At 73.3% G+C, this 25,854-nt stretch carries 31 protein-coding genes; 17 read left to right on the forward strand and 14 right to left on the reverse strand.

Going from position 1 to position 25,854, the window contains the following annotated elements; translation table 11 throughout:
• Window positions 1-308: 308 nt before the first annotated feature.
• Complete coding sequence (locus ACFWOG_RS10655; RefSeq protein WP_380356813.1) at window positions 309-536, reverse strand: hypothetical protein; 228 nt, start codon at window positions 534-536, stop codon at window positions 309-311.
• Window positions 537-595: 59 nt separating this feature from the next.
• On the opposite strand from ACFWOG_RS10655, the gene ACFWOG_RS10660 reads away from it, so the two are divergent.
• Window positions 596-1,072 carry a hypothetical protein gene (locus tag ACFWOG_RS10660; protein WP_380356816.1) on the forward strand — a complete coding sequence of 159 codons (477 nt, stop codon included), beginning with the start codon at window positions 596-598 and terminating at the stop codon, window positions 1,070-1,072.
• Between the two features lie 613 nt (window positions 1,073-1,685).
• On the opposite strand, the gene ACFWOG_RS10665 is transcribed toward ACFWOG_RS10660, so the two are convergent.
• Complete coding sequence (locus ACFWOG_RS10665) at window positions 1,686-1,874, reverse strand: hypothetical protein (RefSeq protein WP_380356818.1); 189 nt, start codon at window positions 1,872-1,874, stop codon at window positions 1,686-1,688.
• Between the two features lie 12 nt (window positions 1,875-1,886).
• On the opposite strand from ACFWOG_RS10665, the gene ACFWOG_RS10670 reads away from it, so the two are divergent.
• Window positions 1,887-2,261: a hypothetical protein gene (locus tag ACFWOG_RS10670; RefSeq protein WP_380356821.1), complete on the forward strand. Its 375-nt coding sequence runs from the start codon at window positions 1,887-1,889 to the stop codon at window positions 2,259-2,261.
• A gap of 77 nt (window positions 2,262-2,338) precedes the next feature.
• Here the strand turns inward: ACFWOG_RS10670 and ACFWOG_RS10675 are convergent, their stop codons facing one another.
• The 5 genes from ACFWOG_RS10675 to ACFWOG_RS10695 form a co-directional block, all read right to left on the reverse strand.
• Window positions 2,339-3,103 carry a hypothetical protein gene (locus ACFWOG_RS10675; protein ID WP_380356824.1) on the reverse strand — a complete coding sequence of 255 codons (765 nt, stop codon included), beginning with the start codon at window positions 3,101-3,103 and terminating at the stop codon, window positions 2,339-2,341.
• A gap of 4 nt (window positions 3,104-3,107) precedes the next feature.
• Window positions 3,108-3,671 (reverse strand): RNA polymerase sigma factor, encoded by a 564-nt coding sequence (locus tag ACFWOG_RS10680; protein WP_380356827.1) that lies wholly within the window; start codon window positions 3,669-3,671, stop codon window positions 3,108-3,110.
• A 349-nt stretch (window positions 3,672-4,020) separates the two neighbouring features.
• A complete protein-coding gene (locus ACFWOG_RS10685) occupies window positions 4,021-4,782 on the reverse strand; it encodes a hypothetical protein (protein ID WP_380356829.1) in 762 nt (253 codons plus the stop codon).
• Window positions 4,779-5,465: a hypothetical protein gene (locus tag ACFWOG_RS10690; RefSeq protein ID WP_380356831.1), complete on the reverse strand. Its 687-nt coding sequence runs from the start codon at window positions 5,463-5,465 to the stop codon at window positions 4,779-4,781. The genes ACFWOG_RS10685 and ACFWOG_RS10690 overlap by 4 nt, the downstream gene beginning before the upstream one ends.
• A 235-nt stretch (window positions 5,466-5,700) precedes the next feature.
• A complete protein-coding gene (locus ACFWOG_RS10695) occupies window positions 5,701-6,648 on the reverse strand; it encodes a hypothetical protein (protein ID WP_380356833.1) in 948 nt (315 codons plus the stop codon).
• An 846-nt stretch (window positions 6,649-7,494) separates the two neighbouring features.
• On the opposite strand from ACFWOG_RS10695, the gene ACFWOG_RS10700 reads away from it, so the two are divergent.
• Window positions 7,495-8,010, forward strand: coding sequence for a hypothetical protein (locus ACFWOG_RS10700; RefSeq protein WP_380356835.1), 516 nt, complete (start codon window positions 7,495-7,497; stop codon window positions 8,008-8,010).
• Between the two features lie 58 nt (window positions 8,011-8,068).
• Window positions 8,069-8,557, forward strand: a complete 489-nt coding sequence (locus ACFWOG_RS10705) for a hypothetical protein (protein ID WP_380356838.1) — start codon at window positions 8,069-8,071, stop codon at window positions 8,555-8,557.
• Window positions 8,558-8,745: 188 nt separating this feature from the next.
• On the opposite strand, the gene ACFWOG_RS10710 is transcribed toward ACFWOG_RS10705, so the two are convergent.
• From ACFWOG_RS10710 to ACFWOG_RS10730, 5 genes are all read right to left on the reverse strand, one after another.
• The gene (locus tag ACFWOG_RS10710; protein ID WP_380356840.1) at window positions 8,746-10,302 is read right to left on the reverse strand and encodes a sensor histidine kinase; all 1,557 of its coding nucleotides are present in this window, start codon (window positions 10,300-10,302) and stop codon (window positions 8,746-8,748) included.
• Window positions 10,299-11,075: a response regulator transcription factor gene (locus tag ACFWOG_RS10715; protein ID WP_329950627.1), complete on the reverse strand. Its 777-nt coding sequence runs from the start codon at window positions 11,073-11,075 to the stop codon at window positions 10,299-10,301. The genes ACFWOG_RS10710 and ACFWOG_RS10715 overlap by 4 nt, the downstream gene beginning before the upstream one ends.
• 87 nt (window positions 11,076-11,162) lie before the next feature.
• Window positions 11,163-12,371 (reverse strand): S1C family serine protease, encoded by a 1,209-nt coding sequence (locus ACFWOG_RS10720; protein ID WP_380356842.1) that lies wholly within the window; start codon window positions 12,369-12,371, stop codon window positions 11,163-11,165.
• Between the two features lie 94 nt (window positions 12,372-12,465).
• On the reverse strand, window positions 12,466-13,512 hold the full coding sequence (locus ACFWOG_RS10725; RefSeq protein WP_329950625.1) for a LacI family DNA-binding transcriptional regulator: 1,047 nt from the start codon (window positions 13,510-13,512) through the stop codon (window positions 12,466-12,468).
• Window positions 13,513-13,636: 124 nt separating this feature from the next.
• Window positions 13,637-14,371, reverse strand: a complete 735-nt coding sequence (locus tag ACFWOG_RS10730) for a response regulator transcription factor (RefSeq protein ID WP_329950624.1) — start codon at window positions 14,369-14,371, stop codon at window positions 13,637-13,639.
• 728 nt (window positions 14,372-15,099) lie between these two features.
• Here ACFWOG_RS10730 and ACFWOG_RS10735 point away from each other — a divergent pair.
• The 7 genes from ACFWOG_RS10735 to ACFWOG_RS10765 all read left to right on the forward strand — a co-directional run bounded on the left by ACFWOG_RS10735 (window position 15,100) and on the right by ACFWOG_RS10765 (window position 19,968).
• Window positions 15,100-15,402 carry a MoaD/ThiS family protein gene (locus tag ACFWOG_RS10735; RefSeq protein ID WP_380356846.1) on the forward strand — a complete coding sequence of 101 codons (303 nt, stop codon included), beginning with the start codon at window positions 15,100-15,102 and terminating at the stop codon, window positions 15,400-15,402.
• A 5-nt stretch (window positions 15,403-15,407) separates the two neighbouring features.
• A complete protein-coding gene (locus ACFWOG_RS10740; protein ID WP_380356849.1) occupies window positions 15,408-16,901 on the forward strand; it encodes a hypothetical protein in 1,494 nt (497 codons plus the stop codon).
• A 184-nt stretch (window positions 16,902-17,085) separates the two neighbouring features.
• Window positions 17,086-17,802: a DUF2993 domain-containing protein gene (locus ACFWOG_RS10745; protein WP_329950621.1), complete on the forward strand. Its 717-nt coding sequence runs from the start codon at window positions 17,086-17,088 to the stop codon at window positions 17,800-17,802.
• A 321-nt stretch (window positions 17,803-18,123) separates the two neighbouring features.
• Window positions 18,124-18,204 carry an Ms5788A family Cys-rich leader peptide gene (locus ACFWOG_RS10750; RefSeq protein ID WP_350517234.1) on the forward strand — a complete coding sequence of 27 codons (81 nt, stop codon included), beginning with the start codon at window positions 18,124-18,126 and terminating at the stop codon, window positions 18,202-18,204.
• A 259-nt stretch (window positions 18,205-18,463) separates the two neighbouring features.
• On the forward strand, window positions 18,464-19,297 hold the full coding sequence (locus ACFWOG_RS10755) for a sulfurtransferase (protein ID WP_329883989.1): 834 nt from the start codon (window positions 18,464-18,466) through the stop codon (window positions 19,295-19,297).
• Window positions 19,298-19,337: 40 nt separating this feature from the next.
• The gene (locus ACFWOG_RS10760; protein WP_030397542.1) at window positions 19,338-19,628 is read left to right on the forward strand and encodes a DUF1416 domain-containing protein; all 291 of its coding nucleotides are present in this window, start codon (window positions 19,338-19,340) and stop codon (window positions 19,626-19,628) included.
• Window positions 19,629-19,695: 67 nt separating this feature from the next.
• Entirely contained in the window at window positions 19,696-19,968 is a 273-nt protein-coding gene (locus ACFWOG_RS10765) for a DUF3099 domain-containing protein (RefSeq protein ID WP_329883988.1), read from the forward strand.
• A 46-nt stretch (window positions 19,969-20,014) separates the two neighbouring features.
• On the opposite strand, the gene ACFWOG_RS10770 is transcribed toward ACFWOG_RS10765, so the two are convergent.
• On the reverse strand, window positions 20,015-20,395 hold the full coding sequence (locus ACFWOG_RS10770; protein WP_329883987.1) for a DsrE family protein: 381 nt from the start codon (window positions 20,393-20,395) through the stop codon (window positions 20,015-20,017).
• Between the two features lie 273 nt (window positions 20,396-20,668).
• On the opposite strand from ACFWOG_RS10770, the gene ACFWOG_RS10775 reads away from it, so the two are divergent.
• From ACFWOG_RS10775 to ACFWOG_RS10785, 3 genes are all read left to right on the forward strand, one after another.
• The gene (locus ACFWOG_RS10775) at window positions 20,669-21,253 is read left to right on the forward strand and encodes an FABP family protein (protein ID WP_329883986.1); all 585 of its coding nucleotides are present in this window, start codon (window positions 20,669-20,671) and stop codon (window positions 21,251-21,253) included.
• A 106-nt stretch (window positions 21,254-21,359) separates the two neighbouring features.
• On the forward strand, window positions 21,360-21,824 hold the full coding sequence (locus ACFWOG_RS10780; protein WP_329883984.1) for a Fur family transcriptional regulator: 465 nt from the start codon (window positions 21,360-21,362) through the stop codon (window positions 21,822-21,824).
• Between the two features lie 10 nt (window positions 21,825-21,834).
• Window positions 21,835-22,797: a folate-binding protein gene (locus tag ACFWOG_RS10785; protein WP_329883983.1), complete on the forward strand. Its 963-nt coding sequence runs from the start codon at window positions 21,835-21,837 to the stop codon at window positions 22,795-22,797.
• Window positions 22,798-22,865: 68 nt separating this feature from the next.
• Here ACFWOG_RS10785 and dtd read toward each other — a convergent pair whose 3' ends face one another.
• The gene (gene dtd, locus ACFWOG_RS10790) at window positions 22,866-23,306 is read right to left on the reverse strand and encodes a D-aminoacyl-tRNA deacylase (protein WP_380356855.1); all 441 of its coding nucleotides are present in this window, start codon (window positions 23,304-23,306) and stop codon (window positions 22,866-22,868) included.
• Between the two features lie 470 nt (window positions 23,307-23,776).
• Between dtd and ACFWOG_RS10795 the strand changes: the two genes are divergently transcribed.
• The 3 genes from ACFWOG_RS10795 to ACFWOG_RS10805 all read left to right on the forward strand — a co-directional run bounded on the left by ACFWOG_RS10795 (window position 23,777) and on the right by ACFWOG_RS10805 (window position 25,829).
• The gene (locus ACFWOG_RS10795) at window positions 23,777-24,379 is read left to right on the forward strand and encodes an ABC transporter substrate-binding protein (RefSeq protein WP_355406036.1); all 603 of its coding nucleotides are present in this window, start codon (window positions 23,777-23,779) and stop codon (window positions 24,377-24,379) included.
• 74 nt (window positions 24,380-24,453) lie between these two features.
• Window positions 24,454-25,413, forward strand: coding sequence for an asparaginase (locus ACFWOG_RS10800; RefSeq protein WP_329883980.1), 960 nt, complete (start codon window positions 24,454-24,456; stop codon window positions 25,411-25,413).
• Between the two features lie 200 nt (window positions 25,414-25,613).
• Entirely contained in the window at window positions 25,614-25,829 is a 216-nt protein-coding gene (locus tag ACFWOG_RS10805) for a dodecin (RefSeq protein ID WP_329883979.1), read from the forward strand.
• Window positions 25,830-25,854 lie beyond the last annotated feature (25 nt).

Below are 25,854 nucleotides of genomic sequence, written 5' to 3' on the forward strand. Positions count from 1 at the left end.
AACTTGGCCCGTAACGCGGTGATGGGCGGACGCACAGGCATGGTCCACCATCCCACCAACTCCACCAGAGCAAGCAGTAATTGAAATACAAGCCCTCCGCCGGGCCGAGTCCTGTCAGAGCCGTGCGCGTCGGGAACTCCATCCCGCCCACCTCCTCGTTGCTGGGGCATCCAGCAACGTAGCCGGGTCGTCGCGACTGCCGCAGCCGAACGCCCGGCTTCCGCCCGGCCCCGCGGACAGCGCTCATGCGGTGGGGCCGTGCGCGCGCGGCGGGGCCGGCCGTCGGAGCGTCCGCGCCGGGAGCCTGGTCAGTCCTCGGCGGGGCCGGTGACGTAGGAGATACCACCCTCTCCCAGCAGCCGCCGCCCGCCGCTCGCGGAGCGGGTGGCGGGCACCGGGGCGGCCGGGACAGCGAACGGGTCCAGGCGCTCGGCGGGCAGCAGACGCTCGGCGGGAGGCCCCTCGACCGCCCCCTGCAGGTGCGAGGACGGCGGGGACAGCGGGCGCCGGGCCGGACGGCCGCAATGATCACTCATGGCTGACAATCTGTCACCGGCTGGCGTGACCGGAGGACGGGCGGAAGGGTTTACCGGTCATGACGAACACGACCGCCCTACCGGTGGCCGCCGAGCCGGCCGCCGAGGACGAGGACCAGGATCAGCAGCATGCGGTGAACGACCTGATCGCCGCGGCGGGAGGGGCCGGCCGGAAGGCGGCGGGGTGGGTGCGCGAGCTCGCGGCCCGGCAGACGCGGCCCGGGCACCGCACCGTGCTGGAGCGGGCGGCCGACGCCGTCGAACAGGCCGCCGGCCGGGAGATCGTCCCGGGCGGCGAGGGACTACTGGACGAGGAGCTGGCGTACGACCCCGGCGCCGGCGTCGTCACCGGCAGCGTCCTCGCCGACGGACTGCCGGAGCTGTCGACCGGCGAGCGGATCGCGCTGATCACGGTCTGCGCACTCGCCGCGGCCTTGCCCCGCACCGTGCTGAACGACCTGACACGCGAGCTGCCCGTCATCACCGCGACGATGGACGCCGCCACCGAGACCGGCCGCTCCGCCGGCCCGCGGTAGCTCCGGCCGCGGCGGCTCCGCCGTGCCGCAGGACGCCGGCCGGAGACAGCCGCTTGGCGCGCACGCTGACCGGTTGAGGGCGGCGCCCGGGCGCCGCCCTCAACCGGGCTACCTGCGGGTTGCTGCCGCGGCCGTCATCCCGAGCGGGCCGGCCGCGGTGGCCAGCGCGAGCGACGCCGTTCCCTGATCCACGACACCGAGAACAACCGCCCCGGTGACGGCGGCGTAGAACGCGGCCCAGAGGGTCCGGCGGCGACCGAACCAGCCACGGCTGTCAGACCCTGGTGAGTTACTGTTCACGAGCGTTGGCCTCCTGAATCGATGCGGACGGCCTCGCGGAGAGGGAGCTCGCCGGCCTGGCTTTCCTAGGGCGTTGGCCGGTGAGCTCCTCTCACGAGGTACGAGGAGGCTATCCGCCAGTCCCGACAGTTCCGCCGCCCCTCGACCCCGACCGGTGAGAAAGCCGCCGGGTGAGATACCACGGAGGACCGACAAAACCGGGTGCCACGAGGAGCCGCGCATTTGCGCAGTTCAAAGCGCTAAATCTGCTGCTCAGGGCATGCCGTGAAACATGCGGAGCGTTTCACGATCAAGCCCGAATCTGTGACTGATATCACATGAACGTGTTCTCCTCGTCGCAGTAGACCTTGCCCACGATCTGATTGCCGGCAGGCTCCGGCGGACCCAACTTGCGCTTCGGGCCCAACAGGCACGGGCGCCCCTGCCCGCCGGCAGGGGCGAGGAAGGTGAGGAAGAACAGCCGCACCAGGAACCGGCGCCCCGGCCAGCGAGGCCGAGGCACGGCGGCCGACCGGTGAGCTGCGCCCGGCGGCCGAGGGAGGTCCGCTCCACCGCCCTGCTGCTGGCCGCCCGGGTACACGCCGCCCACCCGACCCGGGCGTGGATCGCCTTGAAGTGCTCGTCGCGGGTCGGCTACGCGGCGGCGAAGTTCGGGATCTCCCGCTCCACCGCCTACCGGCTGCTGGGCCTGGCGGCCGTCGCCGAGGCGGTCGAGGACGTCGTCGACCGCGAGGCCGGCCCCGGCCTGTCCCACGCGGGGGACACCGGCCCGGTGCTACCGGTGCGGGCGGTGGTCGAGATCCGCGGCCGCCTGGCCGAGCTCGCCGACCTGGCCGACGCCCGCACCGAGGCCACGCCGGAGAAACCACACGAGAACGACGCACCGTAACTGACTGATCACCAGATGCAGTATGGGAGCTCGTTTCTGGTCGCTGACGGCTGGTCGGCCCGGTCTCCGCGGGCCGGCTAGGGGCAGACCAGGTCGTGGAGTTGCTCGGCGATGGTCTCGGTAGGCAGCACGAACGTGCCGAACCGGTCGTCCTCGCGGACCGTGTCGAGGTGGTCGACCGCGCGGCGCAGCGCCTGGTCGGGGTGGTGGAGGTCGGTGGTGTCGTCGGGCAGGCGCATGGCCGCGCTGTGCCAGGGGGTGTTGAAGAGGTAGACGTCGACCGGGGGGAGGCTGGGTGGCGCCGGTGCGGGGGCGGGGGTGGTGGGCCGGTCGTGGACGTTCTGGTCCGTGAGCTTGGCGGTCTCGTGGTACCAGTGCTCGGCGGCGCGCAGTTCGCCGAGGGCGGCGTGGTGGAGGTAGAGGCCGTAGGCGGCGGTGCTCTCGCCGGAGCCGGCGGCGAACTGGAACCAGAACTGGGCGTGGCGGGGGTGTCCGCTGAGGTAGAGCAGGGCGGCGAAGACGAGGCCGCCCTTGGGGTCGAAGTCGCTGGTGTCGGCCATCGCGTGGAGGCGGCCGGGGGCGGACGCCTCGTTGATGACGCAGGTGGATAGGTTGCGCAGGTCGCGTTCGGCGTGTTGCTGGAAGGTCAGGCCCTGCTCGTCGACGGCGTGTTCGGGGCGTTCGGCCGGGCTCGTGGGGGTGGTGTCCGCGGGCTGGTCGGCGGCGCGTTTGAGTGCGGCGATCTTCGCGGCGATCCGGCGGCGTCCGGCGGCCGGGTCGTAGCCGGTGAAGCGGGCGTAGGGGGCGGCGGTGGAGGCAAGGTGGTCGAGTTCGGTGTTCACCGGTCTACTCCTCGTCGGTCTCTGAGGCGGAGAGCAGCGAGCGCTCGCGGAGCTTGCTGTGGGCCTGGTGGATGAGGACGCGGACGGTGCCGGGGCTGATGCCCATGACGTCGGCGGTCTCGGCGGTGCTGTATTCGAGGAAGCGGTTGAACAGCAGCGCGTCGTACTGGCGCTCGGGCAGGGCGCTGATGGCGTGGTAGATGCCGAGGCCGTCCTCCAGCGCTTCGAAGACGGGGCGCGTGGCGCGGTTGGCGGCATCCATGAAGACGGCCTTCTCGACCAGTACGAGGACCTCGCCGCGCTGGCGGCGCTCGTGCTCGACGGCGAAGCGGAGCATGCCCCAGGCGTAGTTCGTGGGGTTGGGGCGCTGGAGGACGCCGTCCCAGTCGGAGCCGAGGTGGGCGAGGACGTCCTCGACGAGGTCCTGGATCTGCTCAAGCTCGCACAGCGTCAGCTGGGCTCGGGCGTAGTCCAGGTAGCGCTGGTGGTAGAGCTCGAAGAAGGCATCGAACTCTATGGGGAGCAGGAGCGGGGGGTCGCCGCCGTTCTCGGCCGGGACGCGGTTCACGCGGCGGCCGCCGGGCCGCGGGCCGACCGGTGGCGTCCGGCCGCACCGGGGTGGTCGCCGGCGGGTCGGGCGTGGTCGGCTGCGGCGGTGTGCTCGGGTCGGACGGGGCAGGGCAGGGTGTTCACTGCGGACCTCTCGCGCTCGGAAACTGTCGGTGCGTGTGGGAGGCATGACGCCTAGTGACAGTTTTCCCCGTTGAAGGCGTGAGCGTTTAGCCACGAGTGGCAGAAAGTTACGGAAGGTGTCAATCCGCCTACCGAGTGATGACCCTCGCATCCCCCCGCCGCCGGACGCGGGACGCCGCCTCCCCGCCCGGCCCCGCGGCGCCAGGAAGCGTCGTCCCGGACCGCTACCCGGTCGCGGCCGTACCGGTCGCCGGCACCGTCCCGGTGGCGGCCGCCGCCGGCGCCGCGCTCACCGAGCCGTTCTCGTCGGGGAGCAGCAGGCGGGTGGTGCGGGGGCGGGTGGCGCGGCCGCGGCCGGTGCAGTGGGCGTCGATGGTGCGGGAGCGTAGGGCGCCGTGGCCGTCGCCGAGTCCGTGCCAGGTCGGGGTGGTGGTGGTCAGGCGTAGGGCGGCGCTGGGCCAGGGGGTGGTGGTGAGCAGGGTGGTGCCGGTGGTGCGGAGGCGGGCTTCCAGTCGCTTGAGCTCGCGGGGTCGGGGCGGGAGGGGTGGGTCGAGGAGGATGATTTCGCAGGCGCCGGCCAGGACGGAGGCGACCTCGCTCCACCGGTCTCCGGGGGTGTCGGCGACGAGGAGGCGTTCCCAGGGCAGGCCGTAGCCGCGGGCGGCGGCCAGGCCGAGGGTGGGCATGGCGATGGCGGCGGTCCACACGGTGGGGGCCGCGGCCGCGGGCCCCGCGGCCAGGGCGAGGAGCAGGCCCGTGTCGCCGGCGACCTCGATGACGGCGCCCTTGGGCAGCCGGCCGTCGGGCAGCAGCGGCTGAAGGGCGGGCAGGACCGGGCGGGTCGCGGCCTCGACGCGCGCGCGGCGGGCGGCCGGGCTGGTCTCCTCCAGCAGGTTCGCCAGCCTGAACCCGCGCTCCTCCCCCGGGTCGGGCACGGGCAGTACCGGACCCGGCGCGGAGATGTCCGGGGCGGTGGCGTTCCTCATCCGGCCGCTCCCGGCGCCGTGTGTGCGCGGTCGCCGGCCGGGACGGCCTCTACCGGGCCGGCGGGGTCGGTGGACGTGCCCGGGCCGTCGCCGGGCTCGGTGTGGGGCAGGATCCGCACCGCGGCCGGGTCGTAGAGCAGCCAGGCGCTCTGCCTGTCCTCGCCCCAGCGCGCGTGGGCGATCCACGGCACGTCCGGGCCCGGGCGGCGGCGCGCGGTGACCAGGCCCGAGCGCCAGGCACCGCCGGTCCGCACCCACGCCAGACGCCAGCACCGGTCCGCACCCTCCGGGTCGGGCGCGCCCGCGAGCTCGGACGGCACCGTGAGCGCATCGCGCCACACCCCGTGGAACGGCGCCCGGGCAGGCGGCCGGTCGCCGGGCTCGGGCAGCGGGCGCACCGTCTCCTCGTCGTAGAGGAACCAGCCCCAGGCCTGTCCCTCGGATGCGGTCGCGTCGTCGTCCCACCGCACGTGGACCACCCAGCCCGCACTGCCGGGCGGGAGCCGCCACACCGTGAGCAGCCCGGGCCGCCACCGCCCGCCCAGCCGGATCTCCACCAACCGCCACCTGCGCACGTCCCGGGAGGTGCCGGGCAGTGTCATCAGCTCCCGCGGCGCCCACACGGCGTCGCCCGGCCGCTCGGGCGAGCGGTGGGGGCGGGAGAAGGGCACGTCGGCGGTCACACCCCCATTATTCGAGCACGTGTTCGAGTGACCAAACGTCAGCCCGTCCCCGCCCTCACAGCGCCTCCCAGGGCAGATCCCGGACCCAGGTCCACCGGCCGCCCTCGTCCGGCTCGTACACACTGCGCCCGCCGCAATGGGGTCCGGACAGGGCCGCCCGGGCCCGGCCACCGTAGCGGGACCGCCACCGAACGTGTCCTCGAACCGGCGATCCGCCGGACTCGACCGGTCCGCCTCAGGCCCGGCGTATCGCCCCGGAGGAGAAGTACTGCACCAGGACAGCGGCGAGGTGGGCCGCGACCTTCGCCTCGGCCGGCGTCTCCTTGCGGGTGGGTCGCTGCTTGCCGTGGCGGCTGGTCTGGCCGTCCCACAGCATCTTCATCATCCGGCGCACCATCTCGACGCCCTCCTGCGGGTCGGCGCCCTCGATGTCGAAGACCAGCTTGTGCGCGATCTTCGGCATCTCGCCGAGCATCGTGCCGAGCGTCGCCCGGTCGCGTTTGGGGTCCAAGGTGGCGTGGGCCGCCGACTCCACCGCCTTGATCGCCTCGCTGTATGCCGTCACCGGATCCGGGGTGAGGGCGTACGCCCGGGTGACGGCTTCGTGCAGGTGTTCCGAGGCCGACCCCCGCTCCGGCCGCTCCGCGCTCTGGGCTGCGGCCCGCAGGGTGCGCGCGACTGCCGGGTCGATCCGCGCGACCAGGGCGCGGCCATCACCGCGGACCGTGTAGCGCGAGCGTGCGTCGTCCAGCAGCTGCTGCAGCGGCCTACGACTCACTGCCCCCTGCTGGGAGGCCACCATGCTCATCCCGGCCATCAGCGATATCAGCACACCCGGCTTTGGTACATTCCCGGTCGGGACGACCGGCCGGGCGGGAACGACGGTCGGCGCCGGGACCGGCAGCAGATCCAGCAGGGCGTCGGTCACCTCCAGCAGCTGCTCCGTCGGCGCCCAGTAGGCGAGGCGCTCTGGGTAGTCGACGTCGGGCTCGTCGAAGCCGTCCTCCGTGTCCAGGACCAGGTCGCAGCGGATTGCGACCCTCCGCCAGACCTCCCCGCCATGGCGCAGCACGGCGGAGTGGATCCACTCCCGCAGCGGTGTCTCCATGGCGGCGGGGACGTCCTCGCGCAGGGGAGCGGCGGCGCCGTCGCGGTAGGGCAGTGGGGTCCACGGAGTCGTCACCCCGTCACCGTAGAGGTTCGGCCCGTCGTGCAGCACGGGAATTTGACGCCGGGCCGTGGGGGGCGCCGGTCCGCGGTCAGTCGGCGGAGTTCTGCTCGGCCTGCCAGCGGTCGGCGAGCTCCTTCTTCCAGCCCTTGGGCGGCGGCCACGGCACGCCCCAGGCCGCGAGCTGGTCCCGGGTCCAACCGCCGGCGGGTGTGCAGGCGGCTTCGATCTCGTCAGGGGAAGGGGTCGGAGATCCGCGGGAGGCAGGCGCGGTTTGGGCTGCAGTGGCTCGGCCGACTCGATCGCATCGTTCACGCCCAGGCGATCCGGTTTGTCCTCCTCACTGAGGCCAGGTCGCCGAGCAGCGCAGCTGCATGCGCACCCTACGACGGTGGCTCGGGGTAAGAATCTCTTACCCCGAGCCCTGCGGTCGAAGTGGGCATCTACCTGGTGGGAAGGGCTGCGGACCGTTCCAAGGCCCGCTGTGCAAGCCGAACGAAGAGGACGAACTCCCCTTCAGGCAAGAGATGCGGGAAGACCCGGCCAAGTTGCCAGGCCGCCGTGAGCTCCGGATGGTGGCGGTCCTGTCGTAGCCGACGACGCGCCGCGCCACTGGTACGGGAAAGTTGACGGCCAGACCCGTCCGGCGGCCTCCGGGCCGTCCCGGCCGTTCCGTGTGCTGGCGCAGAGTCCGGATCAGACGGACGAGTTGTCAATCGGCCCCGCCGGGCCGACCGGTGCCGATAGCGTCGCTCCAGAGCCATGCAGGGCAGACAGCGTGCCGGTGCGACCACCCTATGCGGGGCGCCGACTGCGCTGCGGGCGGTGACACCGCTGGCATGAGGGGAGCAGCAGGGCGACGTGAAGGTGACGATCGAGTTCGATACCGAGCAGGACAGTTACGGGGAGATCGACCGGGTGGTGAGGGAGGCGTTCGGGCTGGACAAGTTCCGGACCAAGCCCTCGCTCCTGGTCGATAGCGAGGTCTGGCGCGACCCGGATGACAGCTACAACGGGCCGTGGACCGAGGACGATGTGCGCAGCTGGGTCCGCGAGCTGCCGGAGGTCCTGGACGTCGTGGTCGTCGTCCGTCAGCTGTGCAGCACGCCGGGCGTGTGGACGACTTCGGCCGCTCTCGGTGCCCTGCTCTTCCCGGACGAGCCGAAGGGGAGCCACCGCGTCGGCGTGGCGATCCGCAGGACCGTCAAGGCCGGCCATCGGCTCGACCGGAGAAGCGGGCCCTACGAGCGTGACGTCAAGGGATTCCGCAGCAGAGTCCCGGCCGAGGTCGCGCGCATCGTTCTGGATGAGCTCCAGCACCACCCCCTGCACGCGGAAGCGCTCGCGGCTGCCGTACAGCACCGAACATCGGCCTGAGACGGGTCGATCCGTCCTGATTACCCGCAAGAGCACCAGTCCCGAAGAGAGAAGCCTGATGACCTCACCCCAGCCGGCCCCCGCCGACGATGTCCTGCTGGCACCGAAGAGCCGCGCGGCGCTGCTCGACCTCGCCGAGGTCATGGGCATGAGTGGGGAGGCCGACGCTCTGCGTGGTGACCTGCGCACCGAGCGGATCCTGCCCAGGCTGAAGCGGGTCCTGGGATTGCTGGGTCTGCCCATCAGCACCGGCCGCGGCGTCCCCGGCATCGTCGTCACCCTGCTGCCGTCGGCAGCCGCCTCCTGGCCGGCCGGATCCGTCGCGGTCGAATGGCGACCCAGTGCGGAACTGACCGCGCTGGAAGACGATTGCGACCTCGGCGACACCGTCGACCACTTCACCCGATCCGCTGGCGAGAGCTTGGAGACGGCTCTCACCGCCATCCTGCGCAAGTCGGGCCTGCACGTGATCATCGACTCCCAGTTCCGCGGCGTCATCGTCGCGGACACCAGGCCGGTGGACCACCTCGAGGCTCTCCAGCTCTGAACGGAAGGTAGCGGGGGAGTACCCGCGCGACGAAGGACGACAGAGCAGTGGGGGGGGCGGGGCGCGGGCCGCCGCCCCCCCGCGGCGGGGGGGGGGGCGGGGGGGGCCCCCCGCCCCTCTGTGTCTTCCGGGCCTGTTGCCCGACGCCCGCCGCCTGTCGCGCGCGGCTTCCGGGGCGGCACCCGGGCTCAGGCCCTGGTCGGCCCGCCGGGCATCCGGACGGTGGCGAGCGTGCCCGGGCCGCCGTCCGGGGCCGGGCCGAGCGACACCTCGCCGCCGGCCTCCCGGACGCTCTGCGCCACGATTGACAGCCCCAGCCCGGAGCCCGGGAGCTGGCGCGAGGACGGCGAGCGCCAGAACCGGTCGAAGACGTAGGGCAGTTCGTCCGGCGGGATGCCGGGACCGTGGTCGCGGACGGTCAGTACGCCCTGCTGGAGGCGGACGTCGACGGCTCCGCCGGGCGGGCTGTACTTGACCGCGTTGTCCAGCAGATTGATCACGGCGCGTTCGAGGGCCGCGGCGTCGGCGTGCACGAACCAGGGCGCGACGTCGGTCTCGAAGACCAGCCCGGGGCCGCGCAACCTGGCGCGGGCGACGGCGCGTTCGGCGATCTCGTGCAGCGCGACCACGGCGAGGTTCCCGCCGGGCTTGGGGGAGTCCGGACGGGACAGCTGGAGCAGGTCGCCGATCAGGGCGGTGAGTTCCTGCATCTGGGCCTTCATGTTGCCCAGCAGCTTGGTCTTCGTGGCGGGCGGCAGCGGGCGGCCGGTGTCGTCGCTGCGGATGAGCAGGTCGACGTTGGTGCGCAGCGAGGTGAGCGGGGTGCGGAGCTCGTGCCCGGCGTCGGCGATCAGCCGGGTCTGCCGCTCGCGGGAGTTGGCCAGCGCGGTGCTCATCGAGTTGAAGGAGGTGGAGAGCCGGGCGATCTCGTCCTCCCCGTGCACCGGGATGGTGGTGCCGACCTCCTCGGTGCGGGCGATGTGCTCCACGGCGTCGCTGAGCCGGTCGACCGGCTTGAGCGCGGAGCGGGCCACGAGCCGGCCGGCGAGCCCGGCCAGGATGACGCCGCCGACGGCCACTCCGCCGAGGACGAAGGCGAGTTGGCGGAGATCACGCTCGATCCCGTCGACGGGGGCGGCGGTGAGGTAGGCGTAGCGGTCCCCGGTCGACGGGTCGGCGAGCAGGTTGACGCGGACCATGGCCGGGGTGCCGTCGAGGTAGCGGCCGTCCCGGTAGACGAATTCCTTGGACAGGGTGCCGACGAGGTCGCCGGCCTTGACCTCGACCGCCTTCGGCACCGAACCGGAGGTGAGGCAGACGGTGCCGTTCTTCCCGTAGAGCTCGGTCGTGAACTGGCCGGCTCCCCGGGGCGGGTTGTTGCCGACGAGGTGGGTCGAGAGCCTGTCGCGGATCTTCGCCGCGGCCTCCGCCTTGGCCTGGGCGTCCGGGGGCGACGCGGCGCAGTACCCGAGCCAGCTGCGCTGGAGCGTCGGGTCGGGCGGTTCCGGCGGGGGTACGTCCATGGCGCGGGAGAGGTTCTCCCTGACCTGGCCGTAGAGCTTCTGCTCCACGATGAACCAGCAGGCCAGCGCCGAGGCGGCGATGGCCACCGCGACCGCCGCCGCTGTCAGGAAGGTGAGGCGGCTGCGCAGTGAGCGGGCCCGGTACCAGGTGTGGAGGCGTTGCCGGGTGCGGTGCGGGACGCGCGGCGGGGCGAGTGGGGGTGGTGGGACGGCGGGGGTCACGTGAGCGTGCCGGCGGCCGGGCGGAGCGCGTATCCGACTCCGCGGACGGTCTGGACGAGCCGGGGCAGGCCGCCCTGCTCGGTCTTGCGGCGCAGGTACATCACGTACACGTCCAGCGAGTTGGAGGAGGGCTCGAAGTCGAAGCCCCAGACCGCCTTGAGGATCTGTTCGCGGGTGAGCACCTGCCGGGGGTGGGCGAGGAACATCTCCAGCAGCATGAACTCGGTGCGGGTCAGTTCGACCGGCCGGCCGGCCCGGGTGACCTCGCGGGTCGCGGTGTTCATCCGGAGGTCGGCGAAGGCCAGGACGTCGCCCTCCTCCTCGACCGCGGCGGCCCGGGCGGCGGCCTCGCCGGCGAGGGCGTTGCGGCGGAGCAGCGCGCGGACCCGGGCGAGGAGTTCGTCCAGTTCGAAGGGCTTGGCGAGGTAGTCGTCGGCGCCGACGTCGAGGCCGGTGACCCGGTCGCCGACGGCGTCCCGGGCGGTGAGCATCAGCACCGGGACGGTGTCGCCGCGCGAGCGCATCCGGCGGACGGCGGTGAGGCCGTCCATCCGGGGCATCATGATGTCGAGCAGGACGAGGTCCGGCCGGTCGCGTTCGACGGACTCCAGCGCCTCGTACCCGTCGGTGGCGGTGGAGACCTCGTAGCCCTCGAAGGCGAGGCTGCTCTCCAGCGCGTCCCGGAGGGCGGGTTCGTCGTCGACCACGAGGAGCCGGGCGGTGGGCTGCTGCCCGGGCTCGGCGGAGGTGCGGTCGTCAACGGACGGGGTCATGGGCGGTTGCCCTTTCTCTGGGCCTGAGGGCGCGGTGGTCGCAGGGCCGTGCTCGGAGGACCTGCTCGGGTCAATTGTCGGGCGTCGTCAGACGTTCTGGCCGGACTGCAGCTTGGGCAGCACCTGCTTGATGTCGTCGATCGGGATGGCGAAGCCGAGACCGACGCTGCCGGCGCCGCTGCCCCCGGCCGTGGCGCCGGCACCGCTGGGCGAGTACATGGCCGAGTTGATGCCGATGACCTGCCCGCCCGCGTTGATCAGGGGGCCGCCGGAGTTGCCGGGGTTGAGGGCGGCGTCGGTCTGGAAGGCCCGGTAGGTGGTGGTGTCGCCGCCGGTGGGCCGGTCGCTGCCGCGCAGTCCGGGCAGGTCGGGGAAGCCGAACCCGCCGTTGCCGCTGGTGGTGCCCTCGTCGAGCTGGACGGTGACCTCGCGGTGCTGGGCGCTGATGATGCCGGAGGTGACGGTGCCGGTGAGGCCCTCGGGGTTGCCGATGGCGACGACCGGGTCGCCGACCGCGACGGCGGAGGAGTCGCCGAGGACGGCCGGGGTGAGCTTCTTGGCGCCGCTCGCGGTGATCACGGCGGCGTCGAGGCTCTTGTCGGAGCCGGTGAGGGTGGCGCGGGCGGTGGAGCCGTCGTGGAAGGTGACGGTGATCTGCCCGCCGGCGGCCGCAGCGGCGACCACGTGGTAGTTGGTGAGGATCTGGCCGCCTGCGGTGAGCACGACGCCGGTGCCGGTGGCGGTGCCGTTGGTGCCCTGGACGCTGATCTGGACGACGCTGGGCGAGACGGCCGCGGCGATGGCGGCGACGTCGGCGCCGCCGTCGGAGCGGGCGGCGACCGGGCTGGCGACGGTGCCGGTGCGGCTGCCGGAGCCGTGCTCCTGGGCGGCGACCACGCCGCCGGTGACCCCGCCGAGCACGGCGGCGACCGCGGCGACGGCGGTGACCAGGGTGAGCCTGCCGCGCAGCAGGCCGCGGCGGGCCCGGCCGCCGTGGGAGGCCGGGGCGCCGTCGCCGTGCCCGGACGGCACCGGGGGCACCGGGGGCACCGGCGGGACCGGGGGTGCGGGAGGGCCTGCGGGCGGGGGAGGGGGCGGAGTGCCGACCGACGGGCTGCCCGCGGCCGGGTACCCGGGGTCCCGGTGGGTGCTGCTGCCGAGCACGGTGCCCGGGATGACCTGCGGATCCCCCTGGCCGTACGGCAGCCCGTCGCCGTACGGGTCCTGCCGTCCGTACGCGGTCCCGTACGGGCCGTCGTCCTGCGTGCCGCCGCGGTACTGCTCGTGATCGCTCATGCCGACCAACGTCCGCCCGCCGGATGAGAATCCGGTGAGAGTGCGCTCAGAACGCCCCGAGAAGCCTGTTGACTTCTCATAAAGCCTGGTCAGGCTAGTTCGCGGGGCCGGCCGGCGAGCAGCCGCAGGAACGCCGGACGACCAGGCGCGACGGGAACTTGCGGACCCGTTCGGTGTCCGAGCCGGGCACCATCAGCGAGTCGTCCAGCACCAGGTCGACTGCGGCCCGGGCCATCGCGTCCCGGTCGGAGGCGACGGTGGTCAGCGGCGGGTCGGCCAGCGCGGCCTCCGGCACGTCGTCGAAGCCGGCCACCGCGAGGTCCTCGGGCACCCGCAGGCCGAGTTCGCGGGCGGCGCGCAGCACGCCGATCGCCTGGTCGTCGGTGGAGCAGAAGATCGCCGGCGGGCGGTCCGGGGAGCCCAGCAGGCCGAGCGCGACGTCGTAGGCGCCGTACCGGTGGAACGGCGCGTCGATCAGGCGCGACTCGGTGGGCAGGCCGTGCGCGTCCATGGCGCGCTGCCAGCCCTCGACGTGGTCGATGACCGGGTCGCCGGGGGCGGGGGACTCCACCGGGCCGCCGAAGCAGGCCACGTACGAGTGTCCGTGCACCTCCAGGAGGTGGCGGACGACGGCCTCGGCGCCGCCCACGTCGTCGGTGACCACCGCGACGTCGTCGATGGCCTCGGGCCGGCGGTGCAGCAGGACGACCTTCGCGCCCTCCATCGCGGCGAACTCCTCGGCGGCCCGCTGGGACGGCCCCTGGCTGACCAGGATCAGGCCGGAGACCCGCATGCCGAGGAAGGCCCGGACGTAGTGGACCTCGCGGTCGTCGACGTAGTCGGAGTTGCCGATCAGCACCAGCTTGCCGCGTTCGGAGGCGGCGCGTTCGACGGCGTGCGCCATCTCGGCGAAGAACGGTTGACGGGCGTCCGGGACGACCATGCCGATCAGGTTGGTGCGGCGGGAGGCCATCGCCTGGGCGACGCTGTTCGGCCGGTAGCCGAGCTGCTCGATCGCCGCGAGGACCTTCTCCCGGGTGGCGGGCGCGACCGGTCGCGGCCCGTTGTTGATGACGTAGCTGACGACCGCGGTCGAGGTACCAGCCAGTCGGGCTACATCGTCGCGCGTCACTTTGGCCACGGGGGGAGTCTACGCGTGTGGCGTGCCGCGGGGCAGAGGGGACCGCGGCTACCGGGCGGTACCCGGAGGACAGCGCGGGGCGAATGCGGACAGGCCGGGCGGGTGTTCCCGCCCGGCCGACCGGTCAGGCCTCCAACGGGGCCGAGGAGCGCAGCGAAGCGGTCTCGGGCCGCTCCCCCTTGTCCGGCTTCTCGGGGACGACGAAGCGGTAGCCGACGTTGCGCACGGTGCCGATCAGCCCTTCGTGTTCCACGCCGAGCTTGGCGCGCAGCCGCCGGACGTGCACGTCGACCGTCCGGGTGCCGCCGAAGTAGTCGTAGCCCCAGACCTCCTGCAGCAGCTGCGCCCGGGTGAAGACCCGGCCGGGGTGCTGGGCGAGGTACTTGATCAGCTCGAACTCCTTGAAGGTGAGGTCGAGCACCCTGCCCTTGAGCTTGGCGGAGTAGGTGGCCTCGTCGACCGACAGGTCGCCGTTGCGGATCTCCATCGGGCCGTCGTCGGTGACCACCTGGAGGCGGCCCATGGCCAGGCGCAGCCGGGCCTCGACCTCGGCGGGGCCGGCGGTGTCGAGCAGGACGTCGTCGATGCCCCACTCGGCGGTGACCGCGGCCAGGCCGCCCTCGGTGACCACCAGGATCAGCGGGCAGCCGATGCCGGTGGAGCGGAGCAGCTGGCAGAGGCTGCGGATCTGCGGCAGGTCCCGCCGGCCGTCGACCAGGATGACGTCTGCACTGGGGGTGTCGACCAGGGCGGACCCTTCGGCCGGAGCCACCCGGACGTTGTGCAGCAGCAGGCCGAGGGCGGGCAGTACCTCCGCGGAGGGCTGCAGCGCGTTGGTGAGGAGGAGCAGAGAACTCATACCCGGTAGTCCCCTTTCCGGGTCGTCGCGGTCGCGTTACGGCTGCCGCCACAGCCGGATGGCGCACGTTCGGGGAGGTGCCGAGCGCAGCGCGTCCCGCGAGGGGCGGCGGCGGTCGGCGGGAGGGTGGGGGAAGCGGCGGACACCGGTGGGGAGCCGGAGCAGTCGTCGGCGCGCACGGCGGAACGGGGCGCGCGTCGAGGGTCCCGCAACCCGCGATGCACCGTTTCTGCCTTGCTCATCCGTGAACCTTCCGGTCCTGTCCGGTTCCGGGTGGCGGCCCGGAGCCGGGGTTCCGACACCCCGGCCTGGCCCCGGCACGTCGTTGTGCCGCTGGTGGCGGGGCGGTCCCTGCGGCACGCCGGGGGTGGGCCGACGATTCGCACGGACGTCCGTACTGGCGTCCTGAAAGCACAAAAGGATCCGGGGGCGACTCTGCCCGGACCCTCAGGGGTCGAGGATAGCCGACGGGTCCCCGCCCGGGGGAGGGCTCGAAACCGGCGGTTCGGCCTTTTCGGGCGCGCCCCGGGTGAGCCTGGCCACAGCTTCGCCCGGCCGACGGCGGGCGCCGGGCCAGGGCGGTTGCCGGTGGTGCGGGCGAACAGGCCATCATGGGACGCACATCGGCGGCACCGTGCGCGTACCCCTTTCGGGTGGGGCGCGGGCGCTCCGGTGGTGGACCCGGCCGGGGTACCGGGCCCGGGCGAGGACGACGAGAAGGGGTTGCCATGGGCGCGACCACCGGGCATCACGACCCGGCCGGCGCCACGCGGGTGAGCGGGACGATCCGCTACTGGGCGGCGGCGAAGTCGGAGGCCGGGCTGGCCGAGGAGCCGTACCGGGCGGCGACCCTGGCCGAGGCACTGGCGGCCGTCCGGCAGCAGCACGCGGACCGGCCGAAGCTCGTCGGGCTGCTCGGACACTGCTCCTACCTGGTGGACGGTTCGCCGGTGGGCGGCCGTGACCACGCGGCCGTGACCCTCACCGAGGGCGGCACGGTCGAGGTACTCCCCCCGTTCGCGGGCGGGTGAGCGGCGTGACCGAGCCGAACAACCCCACCCCGGACAGCAGGCCGCAGCGGCAGTATCCGTACGGGCCGCCGCAGCCGCAGTACCCGCAGGGGCCGCCGCCGCAGCAACCGCCCTATCCGTACGCCCCGCAGCAGGCGTACGCGCCGGATCCGTATGCGCAGCAGGGGCTTGCGGCTCAGTCGTACGCCCCCGATGCGGGGCATGCGCCCTACGGTGGCCATCCCGGTCAGCAGCCCCCCGCACCGCCCTACGGCCAGCAGCCGTCCGCGCCGCAGTCGTACGGCGAGCAGCCCCGGAACGGCCACGGCGGGCAGAACCCGTACGGCCGACCGCCGTACGGTGCCGGGCCGGGTGCGGGTGCGGCGGACGACGCCGCGACCGCCCTGCTTCCGCCGGTGCCCCCGTTGGAGGACCCGGCGGCCACCACACTCCTGCCGCCGGTCCCGGCATCGGACGCGACGCCCGGGGCGCACGCCCACGCCCACGCCCAGGCACAGGCTCAGGCGCACGCCCAGGCCCAGGCGCACGCACAGGCTGAGGCTGAAGCCCAGGCCCAGCCCTTCGACTCGCCGACCATGACGCTGAAGCGCCCGCCGGCCCCCACCCCGACCGATCCGGCCACCGCCCGGGCCGCCCGCGCGGCGCGTGCGGCACGGGCGGGACGGCAGGCTCCGCCCGCACGGCAGGCGCCGCCCACCGCGTACGCGGCCCCGGCCGGGCCCGTTCCGGGGCCGCCGGCGCAGCCGTTCCCGGCCCCCGTGCCGTCGGCCGTCCCGGCCGGGTCCGCCCGGACCGGTTCGCCGATCATCGACCCGGGCCTCCTGCCGGCCGTGATCACCGCCGGTGCGGCCGCGCTGCTGGCCGCCGGTGCGGCCCTCGGCCAGGTGCCGCTGGCCCTGGTGGTGGCGCTGCTCCAGGTGCTGACGGCCGCCGGATGGTTCCGGCTGAACGGCATGTGGCCGGCCCGCCAGGGCATCGCGCTGGCGGCGCTGTCCGGTCTGGTCGCCGACGTGGCGGTGCTGCTGGCCGACACGGACGGCGGCACGGGGGCGGTGGTCGGGACCCTCGGCGGATTCTTCCTGCTGGTCCTGGTGCTGCAGACGTTCCGGCCCGCCGATCCGAAGGAGCGGTTCTACGCGCTCACCGTGCTCGGCTCGGCCACGGTGGTGACGGTGCTCTGCACCGCGCTGCTGCTGGCCGACTGGGTGCCGGCGGCGGTCGGCGGCGTCGCCCTGGCGACCCTGCTGGCAGCGGCGCCGCTGCCCGGCCCGAAGCTGCTGGGCCCCGTGCTCGGCCTGCTGGCGGCGGTGGGCCTCGGCCTGGCCGTGGGCGCGCCGCCCGCGCTGGGTGCGGCGGCCGGGATCGGTGCCCTGGTCGGGCGCCGGGTGGCCGGGTACGACTTCCCGTCCCGGTTCGTGCACATGACGGCGGGGGTGGCGCTCCCGCTCGCGGTGGCGGCGCCGCTGGTCTGGATCGCCACCGAACTGCTCGCCGGCTGACCCGGCCGGTCCGGCCGCCCGCCCCACCACGGGCCGGTGGCCGGGCCCGGCACGCGCCGTACGGCGTCCCGTTCCCGGAACCATGCCCCGGGGCGGGACGTCGTACGGTCGTGCGAGGGCGGCCGCCCCTGAGCGGTCGGATCCGACTTCGAACGACAGCGACCGGCGACGACGGGGGAGAGCGATGCGCGGCTGGCTGAAGGTGACGATCGGCCTGGTGGTGCTCTCGGGAGCACTGGTGGGCGCGGACCGGGTCGCCGTCGGGGTGGCCGAGGACGAGGCCGCCGAACAGATGCTGAAGAGCGGCCGGATGAACCAGCGGCCGGACGTGTCGATCGGGGGCTTCCCGTTCCTCACCCAGGTCCTGTCGATGAAGCTGGACGACGTGCGGATCTCCTCGGACGGCCTGACCGTGGGTGACGGCAGCCACCAGGTGGCGCTGCACTCGTTCGAGGCGAAGCTGGCGGGCGTCAAGGTGAGCGACAGCATGAGCAGCGCCACCGTGGACACCGGGACGGGGAGCGGCCTGATCTCCTACGCGGACCTCTCCCAGCTCCTGCCGCCGGCCTCCCAGCTGGTGCCGAACGCGACCGGGCTCTCGCTGGGCGGCAACACCCGGCTGAGCCTCTCGTACGGCGGCCCGGGCAAGATCAAGGCCGCGTTCGGGCCGGTCCCGGTCGGCGAGGGCACGGTGCGCAACCAGGGCAACACGGTGACGGCGGAGGGTTTCCGGCTGACCGGGATGGCCGCGGTGCTGGCCGGTCTGACCAGCCAGAAGCTGGATCCGGTGAGCTTCACCCTCTCCTCGCTCCCGGCGGGTCTGAACCTGGCTGCGGTCACGCCGCAGGAGGACGGCCTCCGGCTGACCTTCGACGGCAAGGGCGTGAAGCTCATCGGCTGACCGGCTGACCGGCTGACCGGCTGACCGGCTGCCCGCCTGACCGGCTGACCGGCACCGGCCAGGTCAGGCCGGGCCGGGCCGGGGCGGGGCGGGTCCGCTTCCCGCCGGTCGTGGTCGTTCGCCTTCGTTCCGCTCCGCGAGACGCGCTGTCCAGCGCGGACCGCGGAGCGGTCGTGTTTCCGCCCCCTGACCGAGGGACGTACGGTGCCCGGCCGGTTCACGGCGCCCATGAATCGACCAAATCCCAGCATGTGATCCATCTGGTCTCAACATTCGATACGCTGATGACAGCGGGCGTCGAGTGTCCCTAGCATCGTCGGCATGAAGCGACAGACGGACCTCACGAAGCGGCGGGCGGTAGACCTGTGCCGCGTGGCCGCCTGTCTGTGTCGAATGCGTTAACTCGGCATCTTGGCTGGGCAGTTGTCGCCCGCCGCCGATTCCTCCGGTGACCTGGACCGGCCTCCCGGGCCGAACGTCGCCGCCGTGCACCGCAGATCACCGCCCGGCCGTGCCGCAGGCCTTCTCCGTCCCATTATTCGGACGTGAATTCGGACCGGTCACCGTCGGACACCCCGCAGCACCCCTCTCCGGCTCACGGCCGGGGGACCCCAGAGCAGCACCACCTTCCGCCAACCGCCCTCGGATGGAGAACATCACCATGAGCCGCAGCGACGTCCTGGTCGACGCCGACTGGGTCCAGGCCCACCTGGACGACCCGAAGGTCGTCATCGTCGAGGTCGACGAGGACACCTCCGCCTACGACAAGAACCACATCCGCAACGCGGTCCGGATCGACTGGAAGACGGACCTCCAGGACCCGGTCCGCCGCGACTTCATCGACCAGGCCGGCTTCGAGGCGCTGCTCAGCGCCAAGGGCATCGCCAACGACGACACGGTCGTGCTCTACGGCGGCAACAACAACTGGTTCGCGTCGTACGCCTACTGGTACTTTAAGCTGTACGGCCACGGTGACGTCCGCCTGCTCGACGGCGGCCGCAAGAAGTGGGAGCTGGACTCCCGCGACCTCGTCGCCGAGGTGCCGGCCCGCGCCGCGACCTCGTACACGGCGCAGGCCGCCGACGCCTCGATCCGCGCCTTCCGCGACGACGTGATCGACGCCATCGGCAGCCTCAACTTGGTCGACGTGCGCTCGCCCGACGAGTTCTCCGGCAAGCTGCTCGCCCCGGCCCACCTCCCGCAGGAGCAGTCGCAGCGCCCCGGCCACGTGCCGAGCGCCCGCAACATCCCGTGGGCGAAGAACGCCAACGACGACGGCACCTTCAAGAGCGACGACGAGCTCAAGGCCCTCTACGAGGCCGAGGGCATCGACCTGGCGAAGGACACCATCGCCTACTGCCGCATCGGCGAGCGCTCCGCGCTCACCTGGTTCGTGCTGCACGAGCTGCTCGGCCAGGAGAACGTGAAGAACTACGACGGTTCCTGGACCGAGTACGGCAGCCTGGTCGGCGTGCCGATCGAGCTCGGCAACTGAGCCGCCTGCTCCACCCGTAAGGCTGAAGGGAAGACAAGACATGTGCGGTGCGAAGGCCGGTGGGCCGGACCTGGCAGGAGTTGACGTGGCGAACGAGACGATCATCCAGGGTTCCGTGACCCGCGACGGCGAGCCGGTCAACGGCTACGTCCGACTGCTCGACGAGGGCGGTGAGTTCACCGCCGAGGTGCCCACCTCGGCGACCGGCCAGTTCCGGTTCTTCGCCCGCCCGGGCAAGTGGACCCTGCGGGCGCTCATCCCGGGCCAGACCGTGGACCGCCAGGTGGTCGCCTCCCAGGGCAACCTGACCGAGGTCGCGATCGCGGTCTGATCCACCCCGGTGACGTCGTGCCCGAGGGCCCCTGCCGTGCAGGGGCCCTCGGGCATACCGTGGAGGAGTGCAGGCACGCCGGCGACACCGCTACTACTTCGCCATGATGGGCGTCTGCCTCGGGCTGTTCGTGCTGGCCTGGGGCGTCGTGCGGTTCTGGTCCGTCCCGGTCGCGATCGGCATGTGCGCGGTCGCGATGGTGATCCCGCCCGCTGCCGCGGTGTTCGCGAACCGGCGGGACCCCGAGGACGACTGGTGGAACGACCCGCGCTGGGAGGACCCGAAGTGGGACGACCCCGGCCACGACCGGGACCGCCCCGACCGCGAACCCCGCGGGTAGACGGACACCCGTACGGCCCCGGTCGGCGGCCGGCCGTCCGGCCGCGTCAGTAGACGAGCGCCTGCACGCCGTCGGCCATGATCTCGCTGACGAAGACCTGTGCGCCCGCGATCCGGACACCCTCGACGGTGTCCTTCTGCTCGATCCCGCGCCGCGCCGCGCACTGGGTGCAGAGAGTGACCGTGCCGGCCGCCAGGAGCGACTCCAGCAGGTCCGGCAGCGGCGCCGCGTGCGGCAGCTCGAACTCGGCCGCCCTCCCGGGCAGGGCGAACCACGACGACTCGCCGGTCAGCCAGAGCGAGACCTCGACCCCGCTGGCGACGGCCACCGCCGCCACCGTGAACGCCTGCGAGCACCGCTCCGGCGCGTCCGCCCCGGCGGTGACCTTGATGACGAGCTTCTTCGACTGCTGCGACTGAGACGACATGCCGACACCCTAGATCGCCGACGTGGTGGGGCTCACCGAGAACCGTCGGCACCCGGCGGATAGAGTGAGCGCCAGCAAAATCCTTCACACTGTCGCCGCCCTGGGAGCCCCCCGTGTCCGGTCTGGAAATCTTCTTCGACGGTCTGCTGGCCCTCATGGCCGTGCTGATCACCTGGTTCGCCATCTTCGCGGTGATGAAGCTCTACCAGGGCCAGCGCTGACCGGCTGCCGTACGGTTGAAGCAGTCCCGCACCGACGACAGTGACCAGGAACATGATCGAGATTCCCTCTGACCTCCACCGGGACGTCGTCCCGCTCGCCTTCCTCCTCGGCACCTGGGAGGGCGCGGGCGTCTACGACTTCCCCGGTTCGGAGAAGTGCAACTTCGGCCAGGAGATCGTCATCCGCCACGACGGCCGGCCCTTCCTGGAGTTCCGCTCCCGGACCTGGGTGCTGGACGCCGAGGGCGAGAAGATCCGTCCGCTGGAGAACGAGCACGCGTTCTGGCGCATCACCAGCAACCACCAGGGCACCAGCGGTGTGCGGGGGATCGAGATCTCCTCCGTCCGCGACGACGGCACGGTGGAGATCTGGTACGGCGAGCTGGCCGACGGCAAGCCGCAGATCGACGTCTCCACGGACGCGGTGGCCCGGATCGAGGGCTCGCCCGAGTACTCGGGCGGCAAGCGTCTCTACGGCTTCGTCAACGAGGAACTGCTCTGGGTCGGCGAGAAGGCCGCCCCGAACGTGCCGCTGCGCCCGTACATGTCCGCGCAGCTGAAGCGGGTGCTCAGCCCGGCCCAGCTGATCAAGGACATCAACGACCTGCCGGACGACGGCATCGCGTTCTTCCGCTGAGCCGGGGCGTTCCGCGCCGGGCACATCACGCGTGAGGTAGGGACCGGCCCCGCGGCCGGTCCCTACACTTGCCTCAGGACCCCCGACATCGGCAGGGACAGGACCCGTGGCGGACACCGGCACCACCGACTGGCAGCTCTCCGGCGACTGGAAGGCCGGCCTGCGCGAACGCGGCTACCGGCTCACTCCCCAGCGCCAGCTCGTCCTGGAGGCGGTCGAGGCACTCGACCACGCCACCCCCGACGAGATCCTCGGTCACGTCCGGCGGACCGCCAGCGGCGTCAACATCTCCACCGTCTACCGGACCCTGGAGCTGCTGGAGGAACTGGGGCTGGTCTCGCACGCCCACCTCGGCCACGGCGCCCCGACGTACCACCTGGCCGGCCGCCACCACCACCTGCACCTGGTCTGCCGGGACTGCGAGCAGGTCATCGAGACCGGGACCGAGATCGCCCAGCCGCTGGTCGACCGGCTGCGCGCGCAGCACGGCTTCGACACCGACCTCGAACACTTCGCCGTCTTCGGCCGCTGCGCCGACTGCACCGCCAAGCGGGCCGGGGCGCAGCCGTAAGCTTTCCGGTATGAAGAGCCCGCTGCTTGCGCTGCCCGGTGCCGTCCCCGCCGAGGGAACCGACGAGGGGGTGGCCGCCCACTACGGCGACCTCTTCCGTGAGCAGCGCAGGCTCGCGCAGGGCTCCGGGTTCGTGGACCTCTCGCACCGCGGCGTGCTCACCGTCACCGGTGACGACCGGCTCACCTGGCTGCACCTGCTGCTCACCCAGCACGTCAGCGCGCTGCCGCCGCAGCAGGCGACCGAGGCGCTGGTGCTCTCCCCGAACGGGCACGTCGAGCACGCGCTCTACCTGGTCGACGACGGCACCACCACCTGGGCGCACGTTGAGCCGGGGACCCAGGAGGCGCTGGTCGGCTACCTGGAGAGCATGAAGTTCTTCTACCGGGTCGAGGTGGCCGACGCGACCGCCGACTACGCGGTGGTCCACCTGCCGGCCGGCTCCACCGCCTCCGCCGAGGGCGCGGCGGCGGTCCGTGAGCTGACCTGGGGGCGGGACCTCTTCCTGCCGCGGGCCGAGCTGGCGGAGCTGACCCGGGAGTACGGCCCGGCGGCCGGGATCTGGGCGTACGAGGCGCTGCGGATCGAGGGGCACCGGCCGCGGCTGGGCTTCGAGACCGACCACCGCACGATCCCGCACGAGGTGGACTGGCTGACCACCGCCGTCCACCTGCAGAAGGGCTGCTACCGCGGGCAGGAGACGGTCGCCCGGGTGCACAACCTGGGCCGCCCGCCGCGCCGGCTGGTCTTCCTGCACCTGGACGGCACCGAGGAGGTGCTCCCCCCGCACGGGACGGAGGTGCGGCTCGCCTCGGACCCGGACGGGCGGGCGCTCGGCTTCGTCACCTCCTCGGCGCGTCACCACGAGCTGGGCCCGGTCGCGCTGGCGATCGTGAAGCGGAACGTGCCGGTGGACGCGGTGCTGCTCGCCGGCCGGGTGCCGGGGACGCAGGACGTGATCGTCCCGCAGTAGCCGCAGCACCCACGCCGTGCACGCCGGCCGTGCACGGCACACACGCCGTGCACGGCGGTCGGGGTCGCTCAGACCTCGACCAGCACCGTGAACGGGCCGTCGTTGACCAGCGCGACCCGCATGTCCGCGCCGAACCGGCCGGTCTCGACCTTGGCGCCGAGCGCCCGCAGCTGGGCGACCACCTCGTCCACCAGCGGCTCGGCGACCGGGCCGGGGGCGGCGGCGTTCCAGGTCGGGCGGCGGCCCTTGCGGGCGTCCCCGTAGAGCGTGAACTGGCTGATGACGAGCAGCGGGGCGCCGATGTCGGAGCAGGACTGCTCCACGCCTGCCGCGTCGGGGGCCAGCAGCCGCAAGGTCCAGAGCTTGCGGGCGAGCTGGGCCGCCTTGGTCGGGGTGTCGTCGTGGGTGACGCCGATCAGGACGCAGAGCCCGGGCTCCTCGATCGCGCCGACGGTCTCGCCGGCCACCGTCACCCTGGCCTCGGTCACTCGCTGCACCACTGCTCGCATGCGGCCATTGTGCCGGAGCCGGTGGGGGCGCCCGCGGGCCCCTGGGGGCGCTCGAAGACTTGGCGCGCGCTGGGTAGCGTGCGCCTGCGCGCCGGTTGGCGCCGCTCTCCCTGCGAAAAGCTTCCGTCATATCAGCCACCCCTCTTCGCCAGGGGGCCGTTCGGGTGCACGGGCGGTGCGGCGGCGGCGGGCGGGGTGGCACGCTGGGGGACCGTACAAGGGGTCCGGGGCGCCAAGGTCCGCCGCGCCGGGCCCGGTTCGGCCAGGAGGCCGAGCCGGTGGGTCAGGTGTTCTGGCGGTGTCGCCCTGACGGGTGGTGCCGGTCGGGGGCGGGAACCTTCGCGGGTGGTCAGGGCGTGGCCCGGAGGGGTACGCGCCACGGGCGCACGCGACGGGAACGGGCCGGGCCGGCGGCAGGCGACGGGGTGCCGCGAGCGGGCGGGATCGGGACGACGGCAGGTGGTTGGCTGATGGACGCGAGCAGTACGGCGCAGGACCGGTACGGGCGGGTGCCCGAAGACCCGGAACCCGGTCCGGCACCGGGGACGGGAACGCCGGGCCTGGGACAGCTGGGCCTGGAGGAGCTGCGGATCCTGCGCAGGGAGACCCTGGAGCAGGAGGCCGACCTCTCCTACCTGCGGCGGCTGCTGCACGGGCGGATGGACATCCTGCTGGCGGAGCTGGACCGCAGGCCCGGCGGCGCGGCACCCCGCCCTGCGGACGGGGGAGAGCCGGCCGGCGCCCTGCTGGAACGGTTGCCGGCCATCCTCACCGACGCGCCCTCCACCGTCCGTCGGTCCGCCCGGCACGTCACCCTGGGCCCGCCGCGCGGCCAGCAGTCCCAGCTGGAGGCGGACGCACTGATGGGCGACGTGCAGCTGGCCGACCTGGCCGCGCACCCGGCCGAGGAGCTGCTGGCGGCACTGGACCGGCTGCGCGCGCACGAGCGTGAGGTCTCCGGGCGGCGGCAGCTGCTGCTGCGGACGGCGGACGGCTGCAACGCGGAGATCACCCGCAGGTACCGTGATGGGGAAGCACGGGTCGACGACCTGCTCGCAGGCGGCCCGCTCTGACCGGGTGAGGCGCCAGGGGCGGGGCCGTTCCCGGCTCGCCCCCGGCCCACCCTCATTTCCGGAAGGCTCCCGCCATGTCCAACCCCACCGCCCTGTCCGTGCTCGCCGAGGTCGTCCGCTCGGGGTTCACCGAGGGCCGGCACCACGGCTCGCTGGTCCTGCTGGCCGCCGACGGCTCGGTCGAGTTCGCGCTGGGTGCGCCGGACGCGCCGGTGTTCCCGCGCTCCTGCGCCAAGCCGTTCCAGGCGGTGGCCACCCTGCGGGCCGGACTGGCGATCGAGGGTGAACTGTTGGCGCTGGCGGCTTCCAGCCACTCGGCAGAATCGTTTCACCTCGACGGGGTCCGACGGATCCTGACCGAGGCCGGGCTCGACGAGTCCGCCCTGCGGACGCCGGCCGACCTCCCGCTCGACGAGACCGAGGCCGAGCAGTACCTGCGCTCCGGCGGAGAGCGCGCGCCGATCCTGATGGACTGCTCCGGCAAGCACGCCGGCTGGCTGGCCGCCTGTGTCGCCAACGGCTGGCCCGTCGACAGCTACCTCGACCCGGCCCACCCGGTCCAGCTGCTGGCCCGCGAGGCGCTGGAGGAGGCCACCGGCGAGACCGCCGGGCACGCCGGGGTGGACGGCTGCGGTGCGCCGCTGCTGGCGGTCAGCCTCACCGGACTGGCCCGCGGCTACCGGGCGCTGGTGCTGGCCGGGGCCGGCACGCCGCAGCGCCGGGTGGCCGACGCGATGCGGGCGCACCCCGAGTACGTCGCCGGCACCCGCCGGGCCGACACCTGGCTGATGCGGGCGGTGCCGGGCGCGCTCTCCAAGATGGGCGCCGAGGCGGTCCAGGTGGTGGCGCTGCCGGACGGCCGGGCGCTCGCCTTCAAGATCGACGACGGTGCCGAGCGGGCCCGCGGACCGGTGCTGGCGGCCGCGCTGCACCGGCTGGGCGTCTCCGCCGAGGACGGGACGGTCGAGCGGATAGCCGCCTCCCCGCTGTTCGGTGGCGGCGTGCCGGTGGGCGGGGTCCGGGCGGCCTTCTGAGCCTCGGCGTCGTGGGCCCCGGCGGCGGCCCCTCGCCGTAGGCCCCGGCGGCCGGTCCCTTCGGCGGCGGCCGCGGTCTCCGCCGGGCGGGCTCCGGGGCCGCGCCGCGGGCGGCCCCGGCCGGCGGTCGCCGGAGTGCGGACGGACGGCCTCCGGTGCACGGTGGACCGGGGGCCGTCGCACAGCTGAGGGAGTCCGTCATGAGCGAGCACGTCTACCGGGTGACCGAGATCGTCGGGTCGTCGACCGAGAGCATCGACGCCGCGATCCGCAACGGGGTCGAGCGGGCCTCCCGGACGCTGCGCAACCTCGACTGGTTCGAGGTGACGCAGGTCCGGGGCCACCTTGAGGAGGGCCGGGTCAAGCACTACCAGGTCGGCCTGAAGATCGGCTTCCGGCTGGACGACGAGGGCTGAGGCGACCCACCCACCCGGACCGAAC

It is taken from the genome of Kitasatospora sp. NPDC058406 (assembly GCF_042722765.1).
Classification (GTDB): Bacteria; Actinomycetota; Actinomycetes; order Streptomycetales; family Streptomycetaceae; genus Kitasatospora.